At 65.0% G+C, this 21,905-nt stretch carries 15 protein-coding genes and 1 riboswitch; of the genes, 5 read left to right on the top strand and 10 right to left on the bottom strand.

Features of this window, described 5'->3' with window-relative positions; translation table 11 throughout:
• Window positions 1-119: 119 nt before the first annotated feature.
• The 4 genes from AC239G_RS02535 to AC239G_RS02550 form a co-directional block, all read right to left on the bottom strand.
• A complete protein-coding gene (locus AC239G_RS02535; RefSeq protein ID WP_139470345.1) occupies window positions 120-1,064 on the bottom strand; it encodes a polysaccharide deacetylase family protein in 945 nt (314 codons plus the stop codon).
• 93 nt (window positions 1,065-1,157) lie between these two features.
• Complete coding sequence (locus AC239G_RS02540) at window positions 1,158-2,189, bottom strand: Lrp/AsnC family transcriptional regulator (protein ID WP_139470344.1); 1,032 nt, start codon at window positions 2,187-2,189, stop codon at window positions 1,158-1,160.
• 234 nt (window positions 2,190-2,423) lie between these two features.
• Window positions 2,424-2,732 (bottom strand): hypothetical protein, encoded by a 309-nt coding sequence (locus AC239G_RS02545; RefSeq protein WP_139470343.1) that lies wholly within the window; start codon window positions 2,730-2,732, stop codon window positions 2,424-2,426.
• 111 nt (window positions 2,733-2,843) lie between these two features.
• Window positions 2,844-4,337 (bottom strand): alanine/glycine:cation symporter family protein, encoded by a 1,494-nt coding sequence (locus AC239G_RS02550; RefSeq protein ID WP_139470342.1) that lies wholly within the window; start codon window positions 4,335-4,337, stop codon window positions 2,844-2,846.
• A 338-nt stretch (window positions 4,338-4,675) separates the two neighbouring features.
• On the opposite strand from AC239G_RS02550, the gene AC239G_RS02555 reads away from it, so the two are divergent.
• Entirely contained in the window at window positions 4,676-5,536 is an 861-nt protein-coding gene (locus AC239G_RS02555; RefSeq protein ID WP_259358953.1) for a glycerophosphodiester phosphodiesterase, read from the top strand.
• Between the two features lie 27 nt (window positions 5,537-5,563).
• Here AC239G_RS02555 and AC239G_RS02560 read toward each other — a convergent pair whose 3' ends face one another.
• Window positions 5,564-6,514 carry a hypothetical protein gene (locus AC239G_RS02560; RefSeq protein ID WP_487489721.1) on the bottom strand — a complete coding sequence of 317 codons (951 nt, stop codon included), beginning with the start codon at window positions 6,512-6,514 and terminating at the stop codon, window positions 5,564-5,566.
• Window positions 6,511-7,575, bottom strand: coding sequence for a hypothetical protein (locus tag AC239G_RS02565; RefSeq protein ID WP_487489722.1), 1,065 nt, complete (start codon window positions 7,573-7,575; stop codon window positions 6,511-6,513). Before AC239G_RS02565 ends, AC239G_RS02560 begins: the two co-directional genes overlap by 4 nt.
• Before the next feature lie 112 nt (window positions 7,576-7,687).
• Between AC239G_RS02565 and AC239G_RS02570 the strand changes: the two genes are divergently transcribed.
• Complete coding sequence (locus tag AC239G_RS02570) at window positions 7,688-10,129, top strand: thioredoxin domain-containing protein (RefSeq protein ID WP_487489723.1); 2,442 nt, start codon at window positions 7,688-7,690, stop codon at window positions 10,127-10,129.
• Window positions 10,130-10,281: 152 nt separating this feature from the next.
• Here the strand turns inward: AC239G_RS02570 and AC239G_RS02575 are convergent, their stop codons facing one another.
• Together AC239G_RS02575 and AC239G_RS02580 are read right to left on the bottom strand one after the other, a co-directional pair.
• Window positions 10,282-12,048 carry an ABC-ATPase domain-containing protein gene (locus AC239G_RS02575; RefSeq protein ID WP_139470337.1) on the bottom strand — a complete coding sequence of 589 codons (1,767 nt, stop codon included), beginning with the start codon at window positions 12,046-12,048 and terminating at the stop codon, window positions 10,282-10,284.
• Between the two features lie 31 nt (window positions 12,049-12,079).
• Entirely contained in the window at window positions 12,080-12,871 is a 792-nt protein-coding gene (locus tag AC239G_RS02580; RefSeq protein ID WP_139470336.1) for an amidohydrolase family protein, read from the bottom strand.
• Between the two features lie 305 nt (window positions 12,872-13,176).
• Here AC239G_RS02580 and AC239G_RS02585 point away from each other — a divergent pair, with 305 nt between their 5' ends.
• Both AC239G_RS02585 and AC239G_RS02590 read left to right on the top strand, forming a co-directional pair.
• Window positions 13,177-15,531 carry a TRAP transporter permease gene (locus AC239G_RS02585; RefSeq protein WP_139470335.1) on the top strand — a complete coding sequence of 785 codons (2,355 nt, stop codon included), beginning with the start codon at window positions 13,177-13,179 and terminating at the stop codon, window positions 15,529-15,531.
• Window positions 15,532-15,547: 16 nt separating this feature from the next.
• The gene (locus tag AC239G_RS02590) at window positions 15,548-16,540 is read left to right on the top strand and encodes a TAXI family TRAP transporter solute-binding subunit (protein WP_139470334.1); all 993 of its coding nucleotides are present in this window, start codon (window positions 15,548-15,550) and stop codon (window positions 16,538-16,540) included.
• Window positions 16,541-16,752: 212 nt separating this feature from the next.
• Here AC239G_RS02590 and thiC read toward each other — a convergent pair whose 3' ends face one another.
• A complete protein-coding gene (thiC, locus tag AC239G_RS02595; protein WP_139470333.1) occupies window positions 16,753-18,561 on the bottom strand; it encodes a phosphomethylpyrimidine synthase ThiC in 1,809 nt (602 codons plus the stop codon).
• A riboswitch (TPP riboswitch) is annotated at window positions 18,557-18,665 on the bottom strand. It overlaps the preceding gene by 5 nt.
• A 62-nt stretch (window positions 18,666-18,727) precedes the next feature.
• On the bottom strand, window positions 18,728-20,032 hold the full coding sequence (locus AC239G_RS02600) for a M18 family aminopeptidase (RefSeq protein WP_139470332.1): 1,305 nt from the start codon (window positions 20,030-20,032) through the stop codon (window positions 18,728-18,730).
• Window positions 20,033-20,167: 135 nt separating this feature from the next.
• Here AC239G_RS02600 and AC239G_RS02605 point away from each other — a divergent pair, with 135 nt between their 5' ends.
• The gene (locus tag AC239G_RS02605) at window positions 20,168-21,838 is read left to right on the top strand and encodes a DUF1684 domain-containing protein (RefSeq protein WP_248284100.1); all 1,671 of its coding nucleotides are present in this window, start codon (window positions 20,168-20,170) and stop codon (window positions 21,836-21,838) included.
• The last annotated feature ends 67 nt before the right edge of the window (window positions 21,839-21,905 follow it).

The raw sequence follows: 21,905 nt of genomic DNA on the forward strand, positions 1-21,905 counted from the left end.
GGGGCGTCGGCGACTCCGGTATCGGATGAGGCGAGCGTCGCAGCTCGCTGCGTTGAGATGGTGCTGGGGGAAGCAGAGGGATGCGGACTGACGCCGAGTGGAGAACTGCGGCAGGTCGATCAGTTCCCGGCGGGCAGTGCGAACCGGGTAGTCAGATGATCGGCGAGTTGTGCATGTGTACCGAACCAGACATCGTCGAATGTATGGATGTAGGCCAGGAGCCTGTCGACCATGGCGATCCGAGAGCGGTGTCCGCTGATGTGCGGGTGCAGAGTGAGTTCGAAGACTCCTCCGGAGGCGTACGCTGCGTCGAATTCGTCGATCCAAACGCGTTCGACGTCGCGGGGCGAGAGATGAGGGCGCAGACCGCCGAAGCGGTCCATCATGAAGTAGGGCGCATCATCTCTGATCCATTCGACAGGTATTTCGATGATCCCAGTCGGTTCGCCGTCGGCATCGAGCTCGTAGGGCTCGTCATCGGCCATGAGCGAGGAGTCATAGGCGAAGCCGAGCTCTCTGATGACCCTCAACGTGGACTGGGAGAAGTCCCAAGATGGCGTGCGGATTCCTGTCGGCCGAGTGCCGCTGAGCTGTTCGAGCACGTCGGTAGCCCGACCGATGAGGTCGAGTTCTGCGTCGTAGGACAGGGCGGTGTTGCGTTCATGAATCCACCCGTGCACAGCGACCTCATGTCCGCCTGCAACGTATCCCTCAATGTCCTGCGGGTGCAGGAGTGCCGACACTGCAGGAACGTAGAAGCTGGTGGGCACCTCATGCCTGGCGAGCATGTCGAGGATTCTCGGCACAGCGACCCTGCTGCCATACTCGCCTTGGGCGAGAGATCCAGGTGAGGTTTGTCCGTCGCGCAGGTACGGAGTCTCGTGATCGGAGTCGTAGGCGATGAGGACTGCACACCGAGCCTGCTCCGGCCAGCGTTGCTTGACGTCGTCGTGAACGAGGCTGCGGCCAGCTCGCACGCGATTCACTTCTGAGCGCCATTGTTCGTCAGGCCATTGCCACGGCTCGGCACTGGTGGAAGCCGATGCGGGATTCTGTGAGGACATTGCATCTCCTGTCGGTTCGGGTCGTTCTTCGTCGTGACATCACGTCGGGTCGTGGCTTCTCTGCCTCGTCGACGTCGCTGAGTGTGCGTTGAGCTAGGAGCGTGGTCGGAGGTATTCGATTGGGTCGGGCGGCTGTCCGTCCGTCGTGTACTTGCCCTCGATGATCGATGTCCACACGCGCTTGTGGGTCGCGGTTTGGATCGAGAGCTCTGCACTGCGGATTCCGGGCAGTGAGCCGAGGACTTCTGTCGAGTAATGGAACAGCTCGGTGCGATCGCGGACGATGAACTGACCGGCGAGACTGCAGTTGCCCGTCGTCGCGGTGAGGTACTTCGTGGACGGATGCTCCGCCAGCGTGAGAGCGGTTTGCCTGAGATGCTGCGGCTCGACCACCAACCAGAGGTGGAACTCGGTGTTGAAGCCGAGCAATTCGGGTTCGACGAGGATCCGGAAGTCGAGCACGCCGTACTCTTTCAGCTGTTCGATCGTGCGGGCAGCGGTGTTTTCGGACTTGCCGATCGACGCAGCGAGGTCACCGAGTGAAGTCCGCCCGTCGTGCATGAGCATGCCGAGCACTTTGACCTCGGTCTGTGAGAGTTCGAGATGCGGTGCCGGTTCGGTTTTGACCGGCGCGAGGCGCGTCGGCTCGTTCGTTTCGAATGGAGGAGCCCAGTCCTGCCCGGAAGCGAACGCATGCGTGAGGAGGAGACTTTCCGCCGACGCTGAAGTTCCCGCGGTGATCTCGGCGACGAGTCGGCTGTATTCCGCGTCGGGCGGCAGGACCATCTCCGCTGCGATGTCGACCGAACCCAAGAGGGTGTGGAACGAACGTACCTCGATGCGCTCTCTCAGCCTGGGAATGAGCACGTCCATGTCGCCATGTGCGTTCGAGATGCGCATATAGATCGGAGTGCCGAGGCCTAGCCGTACGACATCGGTGGCACCGATGACGCGGATCAGACCCTGGGTGTGCAGGCTCTCATATCGCCGGCGGACGGTGACTGCCGAGACGCCGACCTGCTCTGCGACTCGCGACCAAGGTGCGCGGCCGTCACGATGCAGGGCATCAACGATTGCGCGGTCTATAGGCTCCAAGGCTTCACGGGCGTGTGTGTTCCTGTTCACACAATGATCATATTCGTCATACGAGAGAAGTCAATAGTCGATTTGCTTCAGATTTGACGGGTGATTGGTAATAATTTCCCATCTAAATCGATCCCAGGCTAGATGAGTAGGTCACCATCGTGCTGTTCTGTCGGGAACTGGTCGGGGTGTATCAGTGGCTTCCGACCTAACAGTCATAGGTATGCGAGCCAGCTCAGTCCGGCTCACACTGCATCGGCGTGAGGCTGTCGGCACCTACTCGCGAACGGTCATGTCCATTCCCTCCATGTATCCGCGGGATCCCTCTGATAGTTCGAACGGTCCCAAGGCTTCCGCGAGGGGAAGCCACAAGGCACCCAATTCGGCAGTCTTTCTGCCGCCATAATGCTTGGCGCGGAGGTTCTCGTTGTATCGCATCTGGCTCAGTTCGTCATCGGTGACCGTCCAGATGACCACCTGCGGTGGATCATCATTGACGAACGTCACTCGGTGAGGATCGGCCGAGACCGACCATCCGGTCGCCTCGGCGAGGGCGTTCGCCAACTCAGTGCGATCGATACTCATCGTGACCTCCTTATGGTCAGGGGACTGCCTGCGGACCTTGGGGAATGAAAACACATCGGGCGCCCCGAAAGGGAGCGCCCGATGTGCGTTGTCGACTGCTGTTCGGCAGCCTCACTCGTTGTCGGAGCGAACCTTCTTGCCGCGGTCATGCCAGAACTTCGTTGTGGTCACCTCGTCGGTGCCGTCCCAGGCATCGACTTCGGTGTTGATGCGCCGATAAGTCGGCAGATCGCCGCGTCGGAACACCGGTTCGAATCCAGCCTTGCGCTGTTGCTGGTAATTCTTCAGCAGCGAGAACACCAGCGGCGAGAGCATCAGCAGGGCGAAGAGGTTGATGAGAGCCATGATCGCCATGAAGATATCGGCCGCGGTCCACACCAGGTCGAGGGCCGCGATCGCTCCGATGAACACCGAGACCATGACGATGACCTGATACACGCGCAGCGCGACGCGGTTCGTCGTCAGGTGCTCGATATTCGCTTCGCCGTAGTAGTAGTTGCCGAGGATCGACGAGAACGCGAAGAGGAAGATCGCGAGCGTGAGGAAGTGGATCGCCCACTGTCCGAGCTGACCGCTCAGCGCCGTCTGCGTGAGCTGGATGCCCTCGGCAGAGCTGCCGTACTCCGGATTCGACAGCAGGATGATGAACGCGGTGATCGAGCAGACGAGGATCGTATCGAAGTACACGCCCAGCGCCTGCACGAAGCCCTGCTTGGCCGGGTGCGACGCCGAGGCGGTCGCTGCCGCGTTCGGCACCGAACCGATACCGGCCTCATTGGAGAACAGGCCGCGCTGAACACCGATGAGCATGATCGATCCCAGCGTTCCGCCGGCGATCGAATCCATGCTGAACGCATCGGTGACGATCGTGGCGATCATCGACGGCACGGCACCGATGTTCATCACCACGACGATGATGCCGACGATGAGGTAGAGGCCGGCCATGATCGGCACCAGATAAGCCGAGATGTTCGAGATGCGCTTGGCGCCGCCGGCGAAGATCGCGAAGGCGGCGACGGCGATGATCGCGCCGGCCACGGCAGCGAAGACGCCGTCCGAACTCTCGACTCCGAAGGATGCCCCGACGGCGTCGACGATGGAGTTCGACTGCACCGAGTTGAACACGATGCCGTAGGTGATGGCGACGATGACGGCGAAGACCAGTCCGAGCCACTTCATGTTCAGCCCGTGCTTGATGTAATAAGCGGGACCGCCGCGGAAGTTCGGGCCGTCCTTGAGCTTGTACAGCTGTCCGAGAGCCGATTCGGCGAAGGCCGTGGCGCCGCCGACGATGGCCGTCAGCCACATCCAGAACATCGCACCCGGTCCACCGAGCGAGATCGCCAAAGCGACACCGGCGATGTTCGCCGTTCCCACCCGCGAGGCCGCGGAGATCGAGAAGGCGCGGAACGGCGAGATGTTCCGGTTGCCCTCGGAATCCCGTCCGCCCGGCTCCACCAGGGTGCGGAACATCTCGGGCAGCAGGCGGACCTGCACCGCTCCCGTGCGGATGGTGAAATACAGACCAGTGGGGATGAGAACAGCCACGAGGATGTACGACGATACGGTGCTGACACTGTCGAAAGCACTCTGGAGCATCTCCATCGAACTGCGCCTCCTTCGGCAATTGTGCTGGAGAGGATCGGAGGTGCGGAACGCGAGAACTCCGTCCGTGGTTACTCCCAGTCTGCCACCTCCGGTTCCGCAGCTGTGGCAGTGGCCCCTGCTTGAAGGTCACCGTCGGCCTGCGGCCGAGTCAGCATCGGCCCAGGCGACGGCCAGTGTCGACACCGTCAGGATTCATGTTCCGTCCACTCGCGCATCATCCGGAACTTGCTCGGGCCCCCTAGTCTGGGCGGCCTAGTACTCATCGTTCGGCCACCGCGCAGCAGTTGGATCCGGCGCCCGAACGCCACCCGCAGTCTCCGTGGAGGAGTTCTGAAATGCCCATCACCCTCGCCACCCCCACCTCCGATCACTCGCCCCGCGACCTCAGCGCCGGCGCGGCCGGCACTGTGATCGACCCCGCCCGCGTTCGGGTCCCGCCCCTGGTCATCGCACACCGAGGTGCGTCCGCCGATTGGCCGGAGAACACGATCCCCGCGTTCATCGCCGGCATCGACCAGGGTGCGGACATGATCGAAACCGACGTCCACATGAGCGCCGACGGTGAGCTCGTGATCATGCACGACACCACCGTGGATCGCACCACCGATGCCCGCACCCTGTACCCGAATCGGCAAGACCGCAGCATCGCCGGCATGAACGCCGCCCAGATCGCCACACTCGACGCCGGAAGCTGGAAGGGCGAGGAATTCGCCGGTGTCCGCGTGCCCCGTCTCGCCGAGGTGCTCACCCTCGCCCACGACACTCGCACCGGCCTGCTGCTCGAGGTCAAGCATCCCGAGCTCTATCCCGGAATCGCCGAGGCGGTCCTGTCCGCCCTGCGCACCTTGCCGAACTATCTCGACCGGGCTTTGGCCGCCGGTATGCTCGTCGTCCAGTCCGCGAACTGGGCATTCGTCGAAGAGTTCCACGCGCTCGCCCCGGAGATCCCGGTCGGCGTGCTCGGCCGACCCTGCCCGGACGAGCTCCAGGACTTCGCGGACTGGGTCGACCAGGTCAACCCCGAATTCTGCGCGGCCGACGAGGACTTCCTCACCGCCATCCACGAGCTCGGAATGACCAGCTTGGTGTGGACCGTCGACGATCTCGGCGAGATGGAACGAGCCATCGACGTCGGTGCCGACGGCATCATCACCAACGCTCCCGACCGCCTCGTCGAGGTCGTCGAAGCTCTCTAGAGGAGGCTCTATAGGTCCCGCGTCGGCTCAGTCGTGGGCGGGCTGGCGGATGATGAGGACAGAGAGCAGAACGCTGGAAATGATCGTCCCGCCCATCCCGACCGGTCCGGCGATCGGGCCGAAATAGAGGTCAGCTCCGTCGCCGAACATCCTCGAAGTGGAGACCATGAACGCGGCCATACCGCAGACTACGGCGACTGCAGTCAGAACCTGGGCGATCCTCGGCGGGGGAGAGGATCCCGGTGCTGAGTCGGCGATGCAGTTTCGCGTCAGGGAGTACAAGCTGTAAAGGCCGGCGGTCGATGCTGTGAGACTCGCGCAGGCGGTGAGGAAGGCGATCGAGGCCGGGACGTCGGCGAAACTGCCCACGGACGGTTCGAAGGCGAAGGCCACCGCAATGATGAGAGCAGAGACGATGAGGACGATGGCTGTGACCAGGGAGGCGTGGCGATGGCGTGGGAGCTGTGGAGTCGGTTCGGCCGCCTCCGCGTGGGGATTTGCAAGGCCGGCGGATTCTGGGACTCGACCGAGGATCGTCGCCAGCACACCGGCAACGATGAGCGGAAAGACCGCGATCGTCAGTAGACGCAGTAACCAGAGATTCGTGGCGATCGCCTGCCCGACATTCGAGTCGCCAGCGGAAGCGGAGACGAGCGAAGCCATTCCAGATGGGACGAACAGCAGCACGGTGACCACGCTGAGCACAATGCGCGGATGAAGGGGCAGGCTCCGGATGAGGACGATCCCCGATGCGCCGGCGACGAGCAGGGTGCCGAGCTGGGTCCACGCGCGGACCGGACCCGTCGCGAAGTACACATCATCGGCGCTGATGAGAAGTGCGGCGCTCGCCCACGACAGGCAATGGACGAGAAATGCCAGGACCGTCAGTGAGAAGTCTCCAGGGCTCAGCGGGGCCGGTCGCTCGACAGAGTCTCGGTCGGCGACGGCATCAGCGCCTCGCTGCGCCGCGGTGGTCATGACTCGTTGCTGGGATTGCTGCCGCTGCCGCCGACCTCAGTACTGTCGTTGGCCACATTACTGTCGTCGGATTCGATGGTCTCGTCCGACTGGGCGGTGTCGCCGGGCCGGGCACGGTCACCGGGTCGGGCGACGTCGTGGGCCGGAGCGCAGTTGAGAGTGCGGACCGCGAGCACGAGGCTGCCGAGGACGAGGCCGAACATGCTGATGACCCAGCCCGGGTATCCCATGGCGACGGCCGGAGGGTACCCGACTGCCAGTATGGTCGACTCCCAGCACAGGTGCAGTCCGCAGGCGACGACGACGAACGCCAGAGTGCGAGCCGATCGCGGTGTGGTGCCGGACGAAGACGAGCCGAGGGCCGGTTCATCAGCCGGCAGCGACCGAGACTCGGCGATGACCCGCAGGGCGGCGACGGCGGAGACGAACCCGACCGCTGCGCCCAGCGCATTGAAGGCATCACCGTACTCGAACAGGAACATGGCGTCGACGAACATGGTTCGCAGCAACCAGACGAGGAGCACGATCCCGGTCGCGGCGAACAAGCCGATGGCGGCGGTACGCGAACGGCGGCGGAGGACTGCGGGGGCGGCCGCCTCGGCGACGGGAACAAGTTGGGCCGTGACTGCGGCCAGGGCGAGTGCCACAACGATCGGGAAAGCCACCGCCACGATGAGGCTCACGGTGACCAGGGCTGTGGTGAGCGCGGGATTGTCGGCCAATACGCCGGTGTCGGCGCCGAACGTGTCGATGGTGAAGATCGACTTGAGCGCTTCGACGGCGCAGAGGAACACAGTGATGACGATGAACACGTTGCGGGGGATCGGGCGAAGTCCGCGGGCGATCGTGATCGCGGCGGCGCCGGAGACCGCGATGAGCGCGAGGCGCAGGAGGCTCGGACCGGGTGACGACACGTAGGAGTCTTGAGCCTTGACCTCGAGGAGCCCTGCACCGATCCAGGCGACGAGGAAGACGACGGCGGCAACGATGGTGATGGCCATTCTGCGACTGTCGAGGCCGGTTCTCGGGTCGGGGGCGTCGGTGTTCGGTGCGGTGGTCATGCCCCCATGCTCCCATAAAAACCAGCCTCCTTGTCGGTTCGAGTGAGAAGAACTCGGTCGGCCGACGGGAGATGACCTCGCACGCGATCGCTCGAAGTGAGACGCTGGGAGCATGCCGAACGAACTCGCCGACTCGACCAGCCCGTACCTGCGCGCGCACGCCGACAATCCCGTGGACTGGCGGATGTGGACGAAGGAAACCCTCGCCGAGGCGGCCCGCCGTGACGTCCCCATCCTCATCTCGATCGGCTACTCCACCTGTCATTGGTGTCACGTCATGGCCCACGAATCCTTCGAGGACGAAGCGGTTGCGGCGATGATGAACGACCGGTTCGTGCCCGTGAAGATCGACCGGGAGGAACTGCCGGACATCGACGCCTACTACATGAACGCCCTGCAGGCGATGACCGGTCAGGGCGGATGGCCGATGACAGTATTCGCAACACCTGCCGGCAGTCCCTTCTATGCCGGCACTTACTTCCCGCCCGCGCCGCGGGGCGATCTGCCTGCGTTCACGCAGGTGCTCTCGGCCGTGTCAGCGACCTGGACGGACCGCCGTGACGAGGTCAACCAAATGACGGCCCGGATGGACCGTGGTCTGGCCGAGATGGCCGATGCCGTGACCAGTGCGCTCCCCGCCGAGGCGGCCGCGGAGTCGCTGACCCCCGACGAACTCGATTCCGCCGCCGCAGCGCTGCTCGATTCGTACGATCCGGCCTGGGGTGGGTTCGGCGGTGCCCCGAAGTTCCCGCCGATGATGAACGTCCTCCAGCTCCTCGCGGCGTTCGTGCGCTTGGGCGGGACCGCCTCGGCGGGTGAGCGGGCGGACGACGGTGATTCGGCGCGCCCGGGAACCGGTGGAACCACCTCGGCGAACGGGGGAGAGGCTGGGGAGCACCCGATGGATCGGGTCCGGGCCGAGGGACGACTCGGCTGGCTCGGCGCCGACGGACACCTGACCGGTGAACTCGTCCTCGATTGCCTCATCGCCGTGCGTTCGACACTGGCGCGGATCGCTTCCGGTGGCATGCGCGACCAGGTTCGCGGCGGGATCGCCCGCTACAGCGTCGACCGGCAGTGGTTCGTGCCGCACTTCGAGAAGATGCTCTACGACAACGCCCTCTACCTGCGCGCCGTCATTGGCTGGGCGAAAGTCGAACGCGCCCTGGATTCGGGGGCGAAGTGGCTCGCCCTGGCCGAACGTGAGATCGCCGATACCGCGAACTTCCTGATCAGGGACCTGTCGACCGATGACGGATTCATCGCCGCCCTCGATGCGGATTCGCTCAACTCGGCGGGAGTCTCCGAGGAGGGCGCGGCCTACGTGTTCACTCCCGAAGAATTCGCGGAGGCGGGGCAGGCTGGTCTTCTCGGACTCGTCGATTCGCCGGCAGGGGAAGAGCTGTCCGGCCAGGTGGTCGCGGCGGTGCGGATCATCGACTGGCTCGGCATGGAGGATGTGCCCTTCGATGCGGAGCACCCCGCGCCGTGGGACATCGAGGCGACGAAGCGACAGCGCGAGGCGCTTGAGCAGATGCGCGCTCGCCGATCCCAGCCGGCCCGCGATACGAAGATCATCACCGAATGGAATTCCTTGGCCGTCACCGCCCTCGCCGAGGCGGCCCTGTACTCCGGCGCGGGAGCTGAGGATTCGGGTGGTGCAGATTCGACGGGAAGTGCGGACCCGACTGGTGGTGCGATTACAGGGAACGCCGAATCTGCAGATTCGGCGCGGTGGGCAGAAACCGCCGTGCGATTCTGGACGGCGATGCACGACCGGTTCGAGCAGGCAGGGGCATCCGAGCCGGTGGACGCAGCCGGACCGACTGGATTCGACGTGCGGCGCAGCTTCACCGGCGATGTCGCCGGCCCAGGGCGGGGCGGGCTCGCCGATTGGGCGCAGCTCATCACCGCTGGGATCACGGTCCGACAGCTGCCGGACGGGGCCCCCTCGGTGCGGGTGGACGATCTGGTCGAACTCGGTGCGACGATGCTTGACCTCTTCACCGCCGAGCGGGGCGACGGGGTCCTCGAAGCAGTCGATTCGCTCGGTGACGGGATCATCGACGTGAAGTCGGCGGACCCAGTCGACAACACTGTGCCGTCGGGACGATCGGCGGCTGCCGAGGCAGCGCTGCTGCTCGCCGAGCTCGGCGTCGAGGCTGCGACATCTGCTGGGTTGGAGTCATCCGGTGAGGCGGCGTCCCCGGGTGGGGTCGCCGAGCTGGATACGGGACGGCTGTTGGAGGTTCGGGATCGGCTGCTCGGGGTCTATCGGGCGCTGGCCGGGCAGGCTCCGCGCGGGTGCGGACACGCGCTGTGGCAAGCCGAGCGGGCCCTGTCTCCCGTGCGGGTCGCCACCGTCGACGTTGCGCTGCGGAACATCGCGGCCAGGAATCCGTCGCTCACTCTGCTCACGGCCTCGACCGGGGTTCCGGGACCGGACGGTCGGGAGGTCGAAGTCCCCGCGGGGACGGCGATCGTGTGCCGGGGAACGCAATGCTCCCTGCCGGTCGGCACGGCCGCCGAGCTGGTTGGGCTGCTGGACGGGTAGGACTGTTGGACCGTCCGGGCGCGCACGTCAGCGGTGGTGTTGGGCCGCCTCGGCGGCAGATCGGGAACTGTTCGGGAAATCACCACATTCCATCGGCGACGGAATATTGAGTTGTCCCGGATAGTGATGGTGGAGAGTCACTTCACGGAAATTCAGCGTTCGAGGCTCAAGCTCCGGTAACGGTTGAGTGCGGCGGCGATCTCCTGCCGTCGCGGCCGGGTCAGGTGGCCCGGATGGTCGCGGTGTCCCGTGATTCCGTCGAGGCCCTCAGCGTCGAGCATGTCCACGACCTCGGCCAGCGCCTCGGTCAGGGAGGTGCGTCCGTCGAAGATCTCGGCCAGGTATTCGAGAGCTTCGGCCACTCCCGACGCCTGCTGAGCGTCGACGAGTTGAGCGATGGCGATGAGGTCGATGAAGTCGCGGCCGAATTGGATCCGGTCGGATCCCTTCGCTCGAGCGGTCTTCGTCTTCGACGCCGGTCGCAGCGCCTTCGCCGTCGGCACACGCGGTGCGGCGATGAAAGAGGGGGCGGCGGGGGAGTCCGAACCGGTGTGTGGGTCGCTGCCGGTTGGAGCCGTTTCGAGGTCGGCTGCGGTGACGCCGACGAGCTCATGTGCTTGGTCCGTGACTTCCTTGGGCACATAGGCGTCGAGCGCGATGACGTGGTCGGCGACTTCGAAGAACGCACTCGATCCGCCGGCGACGAGCACCGTGGACACGCCCTGCTCGGTCAGCAGCGGACGCACGCGGTCGACGAATGGGGTGATCGGTTCCCGCTCGGCGGGGATGAGCGCACGCATGCGTTCGTCGCGGATCATGAAGTTCGTCGCCGACGTGTCCTCGTCGATGAGCAGGGTGTTCGCGCCCACCTCGATCGCCTCGACGAGATTGGCCGCCTGCGAGGTCGACCCGCTGGCATTCGTCGTGGAGAAGAATCTCGTGTCAGAGCCCGAGGGTAGGTTGTTGATGAACGCCGAGATGTCGTCGCCGGTGACGGCGCGACCGTCCTCGGCTCGAATGGAGGTGGCAGTTGGGTCGCTGATGACCCATTCGCGCCCGTCGCCAGCGATATGCGGGTAGACGCCGCGTTCGAGCGCGCGCAGAATCGTCGACTTCCCGTGATAGCCGCCGCCGACGATGACGGTGACCCCGCGAGGGATGCCCATGCCGGTGACGGTGCGGCCGCTGGAGAGTTCGACAGTGTGCTCGAGTTCGAGAGGGGAGGTGAAGACAACCGCATCGGAGGACTTCATCGGCAGGTCCGAATCCCCGGACGTCCGCGGGAGAATCGCACCATTTCCGACGAGACCGATGAGTCCTGCTTCGCCGAGGTGGCTGCGCAGTTCCAGCTGATCCCGGTGCAGTCGGACGTGGTCGGCGAGCCCCTGGGCCGATGGGCCGTGAGTGTTCCCTCCTCTGTCTGCTGGGGCGTCCGACCAGCGGTCGAAGAGGAAGAGCCGTTCGGCGAATTCCGGCAGATCACGGGTGAGGATGTCCGCTGCCTGATGGCCGAGGATGCGGCGGCCGCGCGCAGGCAGATTGACGAGCAGTCGTGCCTCGAACCCGGCGTCATCGATGAGGATGTTCGTCCGCTCGAGGATCTCCTGCCCGGGACGGCCGAGGATGAGTGCGCGCTGATCGAGCTTCGCAAGCACCCCGTTGCCGGCCCGGAGCAGATAATCGGCGGCGGCGATGCGGTCGGCGCGATCAGTGGTGAGGTCGAGCGGGAACTTCGCATCGGCACGATCGACGCGGACCCGGACCTTCGACGGAGAGGCGAACGGATCGGCCTGGACCCGGTCGATGAACACGGTGACCGGTCCGAAGGTGTAGCGGCCGCGGATCTGCTTGAGATTGCCGTAGCTGCGACCGTCGAGGTTATGCAGAGTAGAGGCGAGATTCGACTGACGTGAACTCATTTCACTCATGCTACTGGCGGGAGATGAATGCTTACTCAGCGGTTGTGGACTCGACGCCGTAGAACCGGGCCGCGTTCGACCAGAACACGGCGTCCGCCTCGGTGGGGGTGAGCACCTGACGAAGGAGCGTGAAATCAGCATCGGCGAAGGGGCGACGTGCCCGCGTCGACGGCAAGTCCGTCCCCACCATCAGCGCGGTCGGGTCGGTGTCGACGATGCGACGGATCGCCTCGGCGGGATCGAGCTCCACACGGCCGAAACCGGTGGCCTTGACCTTGACTCCGGCCTCGACGAGGCGCAGCAGGGTCGACAGTCCGTCCTCGTGCATGCCCAGATGATCGATGCTCACCGCCGGCAGTGAGGCGATGCGTGCGGCGAGATCCTCATCGATGGTGCGGGCGTCGATATAGAGCTCGGCGTGCCATCCGACGAGGTCATGGGCCCGTCGGGCAAAGCCGTCGAGGGCATCGAGGGTGGCCGAACCGCCGCGGGCGATATTGAATCGCAGAGCCTTGATGCCGGCCTCGTCGAGGCGTCGGATCTGATCATCGCTGGTCTCATCCGGCAGCTGGGTGACGCCGACATAGTTGTCGCCGAGCTGGCGCAGGGCCTCGATGAGGTACCCCTGGTCGAAGCCTTGGAACGAACCGGACACGACGGCGCCTCCTGCGACTTCGACTCCCACATCGGGGAGGCTCTGCAGTCGCACGCGATAGTCGGTGACCGTGAACGGATCGGGCAGATAGCCGTTGTTCTCGATCAGCGGATGGTTCGAATCGATGATGTGCAGGTGCGCGTCGAAGGCACGCTGGAGTTCGCTCATACCGCCAACCTACAACGTCTCCGAACTGCTCATTCAAGGCGTGGCGCGTCTGTCGGTCTGTGTACCGTTCGATGGGCGCGTCCCGCCTTGAACGACGCTGAAAAGGACACCGGGGAGCGGCTCGGGGATTCTCATTCTTCGGTACTGCGGATAACGATCCCATCAAGGGTCTCGAACGCGCGGTCGGCAGACCTGGTCATGTCAGCGCCTCGGTATATTGTGAGGGAGTTCACATTGAGGTGATCGAGCGGCGCTGGTCGACGGTGATCGCGGCTGCTCTCTTTCGAACATTTGGAAGGATGAGGATGTCCGGACGCACTGCCGAGGCCGCTTCGACAGACCCGGTGCAGCAGACCGACGTCGACGAGCTCATCGCTCAATACGACGAAGAGCTGCCGCAGCGGACGCTGACGCGCAGACTCGACCTCGGCGTCGGCATCGTCTGCTTCGTCGTCTCGCTCTTCGTGCTCAACCAGGTGTTCTTCCCTCTGCGGCAGGGCAACCAGTTCTACCTCATGTGGTTCCTCGCCTTCGTGCTGCCGTTGGTCTTCGTCTGCTATCGGCCCGGATTCGGTCGCAAAGCCGAAGCGGCGGACAAGGCCGCGGAAGCGGCCGAGGCGGTTTCGACGGACGGCGCAGGGGGCAAGGGTAGGGCCGGCACCGAGGCGGGGGTCGCCTCGGCGAAATCCTCGACATCGCCGAAGCGGAGACGGGCGAAGAACGACAACCCGTCGATCATCGATTGGGCACTCGTCGTCATCACCTTCCTCACCTGTGCTTATCCGGTGCTGCCGTTCTTCTCCGGCGGATTCAACGAATTCCTCAACCGGCAGGGTTCGCTGACCGGCCTGGACGTCGTCATGGGCGGAGTCCTGCTTCTGCTCATCCTCGAAGCGACCCGCCGAACCACCGGACTCATCCTGCCGATCTTCTGCATCGTCTTCTTCCTCTACAGCTACTACGGCTCCTATATCCCCGTGAACTGGCCGGGCTCGCATGCCGGGCAGAACTTCGACCAGATCGTCAACGCCCTGTACAACGACGCCTCCGGTTTCTACGGAATCCCACTCGACGTGGCCGCGACCTACATCGTGCTGTTCACCATCTACGGAGCCGTGCTCGACAAGACCGGCGCCGCCAGCTTCTTCATCGATCTCAGCTTCTCCCTGTTCAAGAAATCCAAGGCAGCCCCCGGACGCACCGTGGCACTGTCCGGATTCCTCCTCGGCACGGTCTCCGGCTCGGGCACGGCAACGGCCGTCTCGCTCGGCGCGGTCACCTGGCCGGTGCTCAAAAGAGCCGGCTATCCGAAGGAGAACGCCGGCGGTATGCTTGCCGCCTCCGGCATCGGCGCCATCCTGTCCCCGCCGACGCTCGGTGCCGCGGCCTTCATCATCGCCGAGCTGCTCAACGTCTCCTACGGACTCGTCCTTCTGTGGGCAGTCGTGCCCACTCTCCTGTACTACCTCGGCATCTTCCTCGCCATCGAAATCGACTCCCGGAAGATCGAAGTCGACTACACCCCGCCGCCGGGGCTGCGGTCGTGGCCGATCTTCAAAAAGGGCTTCTACCACTTCATCTCCCTGGGCATCATCGTCGTCTTCCTCGCCCTCGGCATGGCACCGTTCAAAGCCGTCGTCTACGCGACGCTCGTCGGCATCGGATTCGGCATCATCGAGATCATCCTCGCTCGCCGAGGCGAACCCGCCACGATCCTCCGCGCCGTCTGGGACGTGTTCTACGGGGCCCTGTCGACGGGCATCCGCTCGGTTCTGCCGGTGACGAGCGTGTGTGCCGCCGCCGGCATCATCGTCTCGACGATCACGAAGACCGGGCTCGGCCAGGTCATCTCCGACATCCTCATCAAGGGAGCGCAGGCATTCTCGGATGATCCGACGGTCATCCTGATCCTCACCTGCATCTTCGCCGCAGTTGCCGTGACGGTGCTCGGTCTGGCAGTGCCGGTGACCGCCTCGTTCATCATCAGCTGGGTCATCGTCGGCCCAGCTCTCATCACCCTCGGAGTCCCCGAGGCGGCCGCGGCGATGTTCATCTTCTACTACGCGGTCCTCTCCGAGGTCTCCCCGCCGACCGCGCTGGCGGCGGTTGCTTCCTCGGCGATCACCGGCGGCCGCGTCATCGCCACCATGTGGCAGGCCTGCAAGTACGCGATCCCCGCATTCCTCGTGCCTTTGGCTTTCACCTTCACACCCGAAGGTGCCGCATTGGTCGCTCAGGGAGGGTTCCTCGGCGCGGTCTGGACCTTCCTTGTCTCGGCCTGCGCAGTCGCTGCCTTGGCCGCGGGTGCAGGCGGATGGATCATCCGCCGCGCCGGCTGGCCCGAGCGGATCCTGTGCTTCCTCGCCGCCGGCGCGCTCCTCTACCTGCAGCCGCTGTCTATGATGGTCGGCTTCGCGGCCCTTGCCCTCGCCGTCGTCATCCACCTCATCCTCCGACGCAAGCCGGCGACCTCCTCGGCGACGGGAACTGCGGTTGGACCGGCCGCCTCGGCGACGGGAACCGTGACAGGAGCGGCCGCCTCGGCGAAGGACGAGGCACCGGCGAATGCGGTCGACCCGAGTACAGCCGAAGCGGACGGATCCGGTGACGGATTTTCCACCGAACCACCCTCGTCCGGAACACCGGCCGGGACCAACTGAGAAAGGGACGAAGTCCATGAAGCGAACAAGGACGTTCACAATCGCCGCTGCGGCCCTGGCCGCAGTGCTGACGATGAGTTCATGCGGTGGCAAGCGCGAAGCCGAGCCCGCCGCAGAAGGCGGAGACGGCTGCACCGCCGCCTCGGGGCAGATCACCATCGCCACCGGCAACTCGACCGGCGTGTACTACGTGCTCGGCGGAGGTCTGGCACAGGTGATCTCCGACAACTCCGACCTCAAGGCCACAGCGTCGGAGACCGGCGCCTCCGTGCAGAACCTCCAACAGCTGTCCAGCGGCGACTTCGACATCGCGTTCTCCCTGGCCGATACCGCTGCCGACGCAGTGTCGGGGGATGCGGACTTCAAGGAGGCCGAGGACATCTCCGCGCTCTCGCGCATCTACGACAACTTCACTCACGTCGTCGTGCGCAAGGATGCCGAAATCGACTCGGTCGAGGACTTCAAGGGCAAGACGATCTCGACCGGTTCGCCGAAGTCCGGCACCGAGGTCATCGCCAACCGTCTCATCGAATCGGCCGGACTCAAGGACGGGGACGTGACCAAACAGCGCCTCGACCTGTCGAAGACCGTCGACGGGATGAAGGACGGAACCATCGACGGCATGGTGTGGTCCGGCGGACTGCCCACGGCAGGAGTCACCGATCTCTTCACCTCGAACGGCAAGGACGTCGAGATCCTCGACATCTCCGACCTCGAGGGGAAGATGAAGGAGATCAACCCCGTCTACGAGGTGGCAGAGATCCCCGGTGACACGTACAAGGGCGTCGACACGGTGAAGACGATCGTCACCCCGAACGTGCTCATGGTCCGCAATGACATGGACGAAGGCACGGCCTGCGCTCTGACGAAGCTCCTCTTCGACAAAAAGGACGACCTGGTCAAGGTGCATGCCGCGGCGAAGGAGATCAACCTCGACACCGCCGAACCGCCGGAGCCGATCAAGCTGCACCCGGGCTCGCAGAAAGCACTGGACGAGCTGAATAAGTAAGTGCGAGTTGCCCAACCGCTCGTTCAAGGCGTGGCGCGTCTGTCGATCTGTGTACAGTCCGATAGGCGCGCTCCGCCTTGAACGACGCTGACGAGGAACGGAGCACCCCGCTACGCACGGCGGGCCGTGCGACCCTCGGGCAGTTTTCGCCGGGGCCGTCGGCCCTCCGTTGTTCTGAGGGCCGACGGGCGGGATCCGGCCCGGAGCCGGACTCAACCTTCCCGCAGGCCGACGGTCGGATCGGGCAGGTAGACCTCTCCGCCCGATGCGAGGAACTCGCGGCTCTTCTGCTGCATTCCCGCCAGGGCCTCCTGCGCCTCGGCGCTGCCGTAGGTATCGCGGATGTCCTGGGAGATGCGCATCGAGCAGAACTTCGGACCGCACATCGAACAGAAGTGCGCGGTCTTCGCCGGTTCCGCCGGCAGCGTCTCGTCGTGGAACGCCTCGGCGGTCTCCGGATCGAGGCCGAGGGCGAACTGGTCCCGCCACCGGAATTCGAATCGAGCCTTCGACAGCGCATCATCGCGGGCCGTCGCCCCCGGGTGGCCCTTCGCGATATCGGCGGCATGCGCGGCGATCTTGTACGTGATCACCCCGGTCTTGACGTCGTCACGGTCGGGCAGCCCGAGATGCTCCTTCGGGGTGACGTAGCAGAGCATCGCCGTGCCGTAGCGGGCGATCTCCGTCGCCCCGATCGCCGAGGTGATGTGGTCGTATCCGGGCGCGATATCCGTAACCAGCGGACCCAAGGTGTAGAACGGCGCACCGTGACAGAGCTCCTGCTGACGTTCGACGTTCTCCCGCACGAGGTGAAGCGGAATGTGCCCGGGCCCTTCGACCATCACCTGGACGTCGTGGGCCCACGCGCGTTCGGTGAGTTCGGCGAGAGTGTCGAGCTCGGCGAACTGGGCGGCATCATTGGCATCGGCGATAGAACCCGGGCGCAGTCCGTCGCCGAGCGAGAAAGCGACATCGTAGCGAGCGAAGATCTCACAGAGTTCATCGAAGTGGGTGTAGAGGAAGTTCTCCTCGTGGTGGGCAAGGCACCAGCCGGCCATGATGGACCCGCCGCGTGAGACCATCCCGGTGACCCGGTCAGCCGTGAGAGGAACGTAGCGCAGCAGCACACCGGCGTGCACGGTCATGTAGTCGACACCCTGCTCGCACTGCTCGATGACGGTGTCGCGATAGATCTCCCAGGTCAGCGCGTTCGCATCGCCGTCGACCTTCTCCAGCGCCTGATAGATCGGGACGGTGCCGATGGGGATCGGCGAATTGCGGATGATCCACTCCCTAGTGGTGTGGATGTCATTGCCGGTCGACAGATCCATGAGGGTGTCGGCACCCCACTTCGCGGCCCACCGCAGCTTCTGCACCTCCTCGGCGATGGAGCTGGTGACCGCGGAATTGCCGATGTTCGCATTGATCTTGACGAGGAACGCCCTGCCGATGATCATCGGCTCGGATTCGGGGTGATTGATGTTGTTCGGAATGATCGCGCGACCGGAGGCGAGCTCGGCGCGCACGAGTTCGACATCGCACTGCTCGCGAAGCGCCACGAACCGCATCTCCGGGGTGATGATGCCCTGCTTTGCGTAGTGCATCTGGGTCACCGTGCGGCCGGACTTGGCCCGACGGGGGACCGGTTTGCGTCCCTTCCACTGCTGCGACGGGGCACCTCGGCGGACGGCGGCACGACCGTCATCGGCGATGCGGTGGCCGCGGGCGTCATACGTCTCAGTGTCGAGGCGGTTCTCGATCCACGGGAATCGCAGAGCGGGCAGTCCCTCTTCCGGAATGCTGCCCGGCCCGACGGTGCGGTAGACGTCGACGGGATCGTTGGCCCGACCGTTCGAGTCCTCGAGCTCGATGCGGGTCACGGGAACGCGGATGTCGTGTTCCTCGTCCTCGACCCATGCCGGCGAATGCGTCGGATACTGCTCGAGGGTGAACTGGTCGTGCGAATCTGCGTCAGACGAAGTCGTGGCAGGGGCAGGTGTTTCAGGGGTGAATGCAGTCATCTGCAGTCCTCACTTCCTACGCCGGTATCAACCGGATCAGGTTCTACGGTCTCGGACGATCCAGTCCGATCTCAGCCCTTGCAGCGGGCTCCCGTGGGGTCGTGCCATTCCTATCACGACTGACGCAGTGAGGACAACCGTGGCTCCTTGAGCGACGGGAATGGGGTCAGCCGCCCTGGAGGAACGCCTTCGCAGCGGCGCCGAGGGCGACGACGTCGGAGACCGCGACCATTTCGCGTGCCGAGTGCATCGAGTACAGAGCCGGGCCCACATCAACGGTCGTCATGCCCAGCCGGGTCGCGGTCAGCGGTCCGATCGTCGACCCGCAGGGCATCGCATTGTTCGACACGAAATCCTGGTACTCGACCCCGGCGGCCGCGCACGCCCGTGACCACACGGCGGTGCCCACCGCATCCGTGGCGTAGCGCTGCTGAGCGTTGAGCTTGAGCAGGGGACCGCCGCCGAGGCGGGGGCGGACATGCGGATCGTGCCGTTCGGGATAGTTCGGATGGGCAGCATGCCCGGCATCGGAGGAGACACACACCGAGGTGGACATCGACGCGAGATAATCGCTGCGCGTCGACTGCGGCAGCAAGGAGGCGACGATGCGCTCGGTGACGTCGGCGAGGAACGGACCGCACGCGCCCGAGCGCGAATTCGACCCGATCTCCTCATGATCGAACGCCGCGAACAGTGGGATGCCGTCGAGCCCGTCGGCATCGAGCTGGGTGAGCGCGGTGACGCCGGCGTGGACGGACAGGAGGTTGTCCAGCCTCGGCGAGGCGAAGAACTCCTCGGCGGCACCGAAGAGGGCCGGCTCCTGAACGGGAATCGTGTAGACATCGTGGCCGACGACGGACTCGGCATCGACCCCGGCAGAGGCGGCGAGCAGTTCGATGATGTCCGCCTCGGCGAGGTCGGCCAGACCGATGACGGGAGCGGTGTGACGCTGCTTGTCCAAGGTCAGACCCTCATTGACCTGCCGGTCGAGGTGGATCGCGAGCTGCGGGATGCGGGCGATCGGCCCGGTGCGGGCGAGCACGATGCTGCCGTCGGCGAGGCCGAGCCGACCCGCGAACGCGAGCTCACGATCGAGCCACGAATTCAGCAGCGGCCCGCCGTAGATCTCCACCCCGACCTGCCGGGTGCCTTCGGCGGTGAACTCGCCGCCGGGTTTGAGTTTGAACGCCGGGGAGTCGGTGTGGGAACCGAACACGCGGAACCGGGGAGCCGCCTCGGTGACGGTGGGATTCATCCACGCGATGAGCGCGCCGTCGCGGATGACGTAGTGCCCGGTTCCGGGCGTCAGCGCCCAGGGAACGGACTCGTCGAGGCGGGAGAAACCGGCCTCTTCCAGGCGTTTCGCCGCGGTGTCCACCGCGTGGTAGGAGCTGGGAGATGCGCTGACGAAGTCGCCGAGGTCGGCCGCTGTCGTCGCGGCCACATCCGGTCTCGGGAGTGATTCATTCATTTCCCCAGCCTATCGTTTGCGGTAGTTTGGAGGTGAAGAAGATCAGGTCTCAGACGCCGGGTTGCCACCGGGTCCGAGAATCAGGCGGGGGCAGCGACCCTGCGACCGCACCAGCGACGGCAAGGAGTGTTCGACGTGAACCAGTTCGTGACGGAGTGGAACACCTGGCGCGACTCACGGAACTCAGCCCTTGCGAAACCGTTCGGCTGGCTCAGTGTCGTCGGACTCCACTGGCTCGACGCCGAATCGACCTGGACCGACGCCCCCGGCACGTTCACCGTCGACGACGGCTGGGTGACCGTATCCCTGAAGACCGGAATCAAGGCCGGCCCCGCAGCCGAGACATTCGACCTGCTCAGCAAGGTCGACAACGGTGAGTCAGCTGCCGGTGGGAACGGGACGAACGGGACGAACGACACGGGTGTGACCAACTCGGGGCCGACCCGTGCGACCAGCCCGGCCGTGCCCAGCGACACCTCGACTCTGCCGAGGGTGATGGACCAGTCCGGTGTGGGCGCGGCTGCGGCAGACGCTGCGGGTGCCGACTCTTCTGCCGGAACGGGCGCCGGATCCGATGCGGGGTCCGATGGCGGATCCGACTGGCACGCAGCAGCGCCCGCCAAGCCACAGGTCCGCGTGGAAGAGAACGGGTTCAGCGCGAAGCTTCCGAACGGCGGCTCGCTCAACTGGTTCACCGTCGGCAACGTCCTCTACGAACTCATCGATCGGGGCGGCCGCCTCGGCGTGCGTGTGCGCAATTCGAAGTCCCCGCTGCTCGGGAAGTTCTTCGAGGTTCCGGTCTTCGACCCGGACCCGGACTTCGTCTTCCTCGCCCGGTTCACCAGGTTCGACCCGTTCAAGACCTACACCATCGAAACCGCCCAAGAGGACCTGCAGCTGCAGACACAGGCGGCGGGAACCGTCACCTTCGAGACCTCGCACGGTGAGGTGAGCCTGCTCGCCACCGGGTGCCCGAAGACCGGACTCCAACTGGACTTCCACGATTCGACGAACGGGAGCACCACCGCCGCGTGGCGGACCATCGACCTCGGAGTGCCGAATCAGGACGGGTCGCTCGTCATCGATTTCAACCGTGCGGTGAACTACCCGTTCGCGTTCACCTCGTTCGCCACCTGCCCGGCCCCGATCGAAGGAAACGTCGTTCCGTTCGACGTCACCGCAGGTGAGCGGCGTCCTCCATTCTTCTACTCGGAGGCCGGGATCAACGTGCCGTTCCTCTTCTACGTGTGGTGGGACGAAGAGAGCGCCGAGGTGACGCGCCCCTGGTATTCGCGTTTCGGCCTCGACATCACCATCCTCAACCCCAACCACGACGACGGGCGGATCTCGCTCGTCGGCTTCGACGGGGTCGCGATGTCCGGCGGGGATCTGTCGCCGCTGGGGCGCAAGGCCCGGTCGCGGCTCATCGATGTCGCCACCGAAGCGCTGACTTCACGGATTCCGGTCATCGGCATCGGCGCGTACTCGGCGTTCGTCATCCAGGCCCAGCGGGAGCTGCGTTCGCAGCAGGGCTACGTCGACGGCATCGAAACCGAATACGAGGCGCCGGCGGACCGTCTGCTCATCGTGATGAACAACGAGCTCGACCCGAAGCAGGCCGGTTTCGACATCGTCCACACCGACGCCAGCGGGCTGATCTATGTGGAGATGCCCTTCAACATCCCGCTCGAGTCCGACCGCACTGAGGTCGAGGACTTCCAGTCGGCGATGGAATCCGGTGCCTCGATCACGAGCTGGCAGGAATTCGACTACCGCATGGTCGCCCTCATCCGCCACCACCGCTGACGGCCGGCTCCCAGCCTCAGTCCCAGCGCCCGTTTCCTCCCAGAACTACCTGACGGCGGCCCAGCAA

This window comes from Brevibacterium sp. Lmc1 (assembly GCF_057654315.1).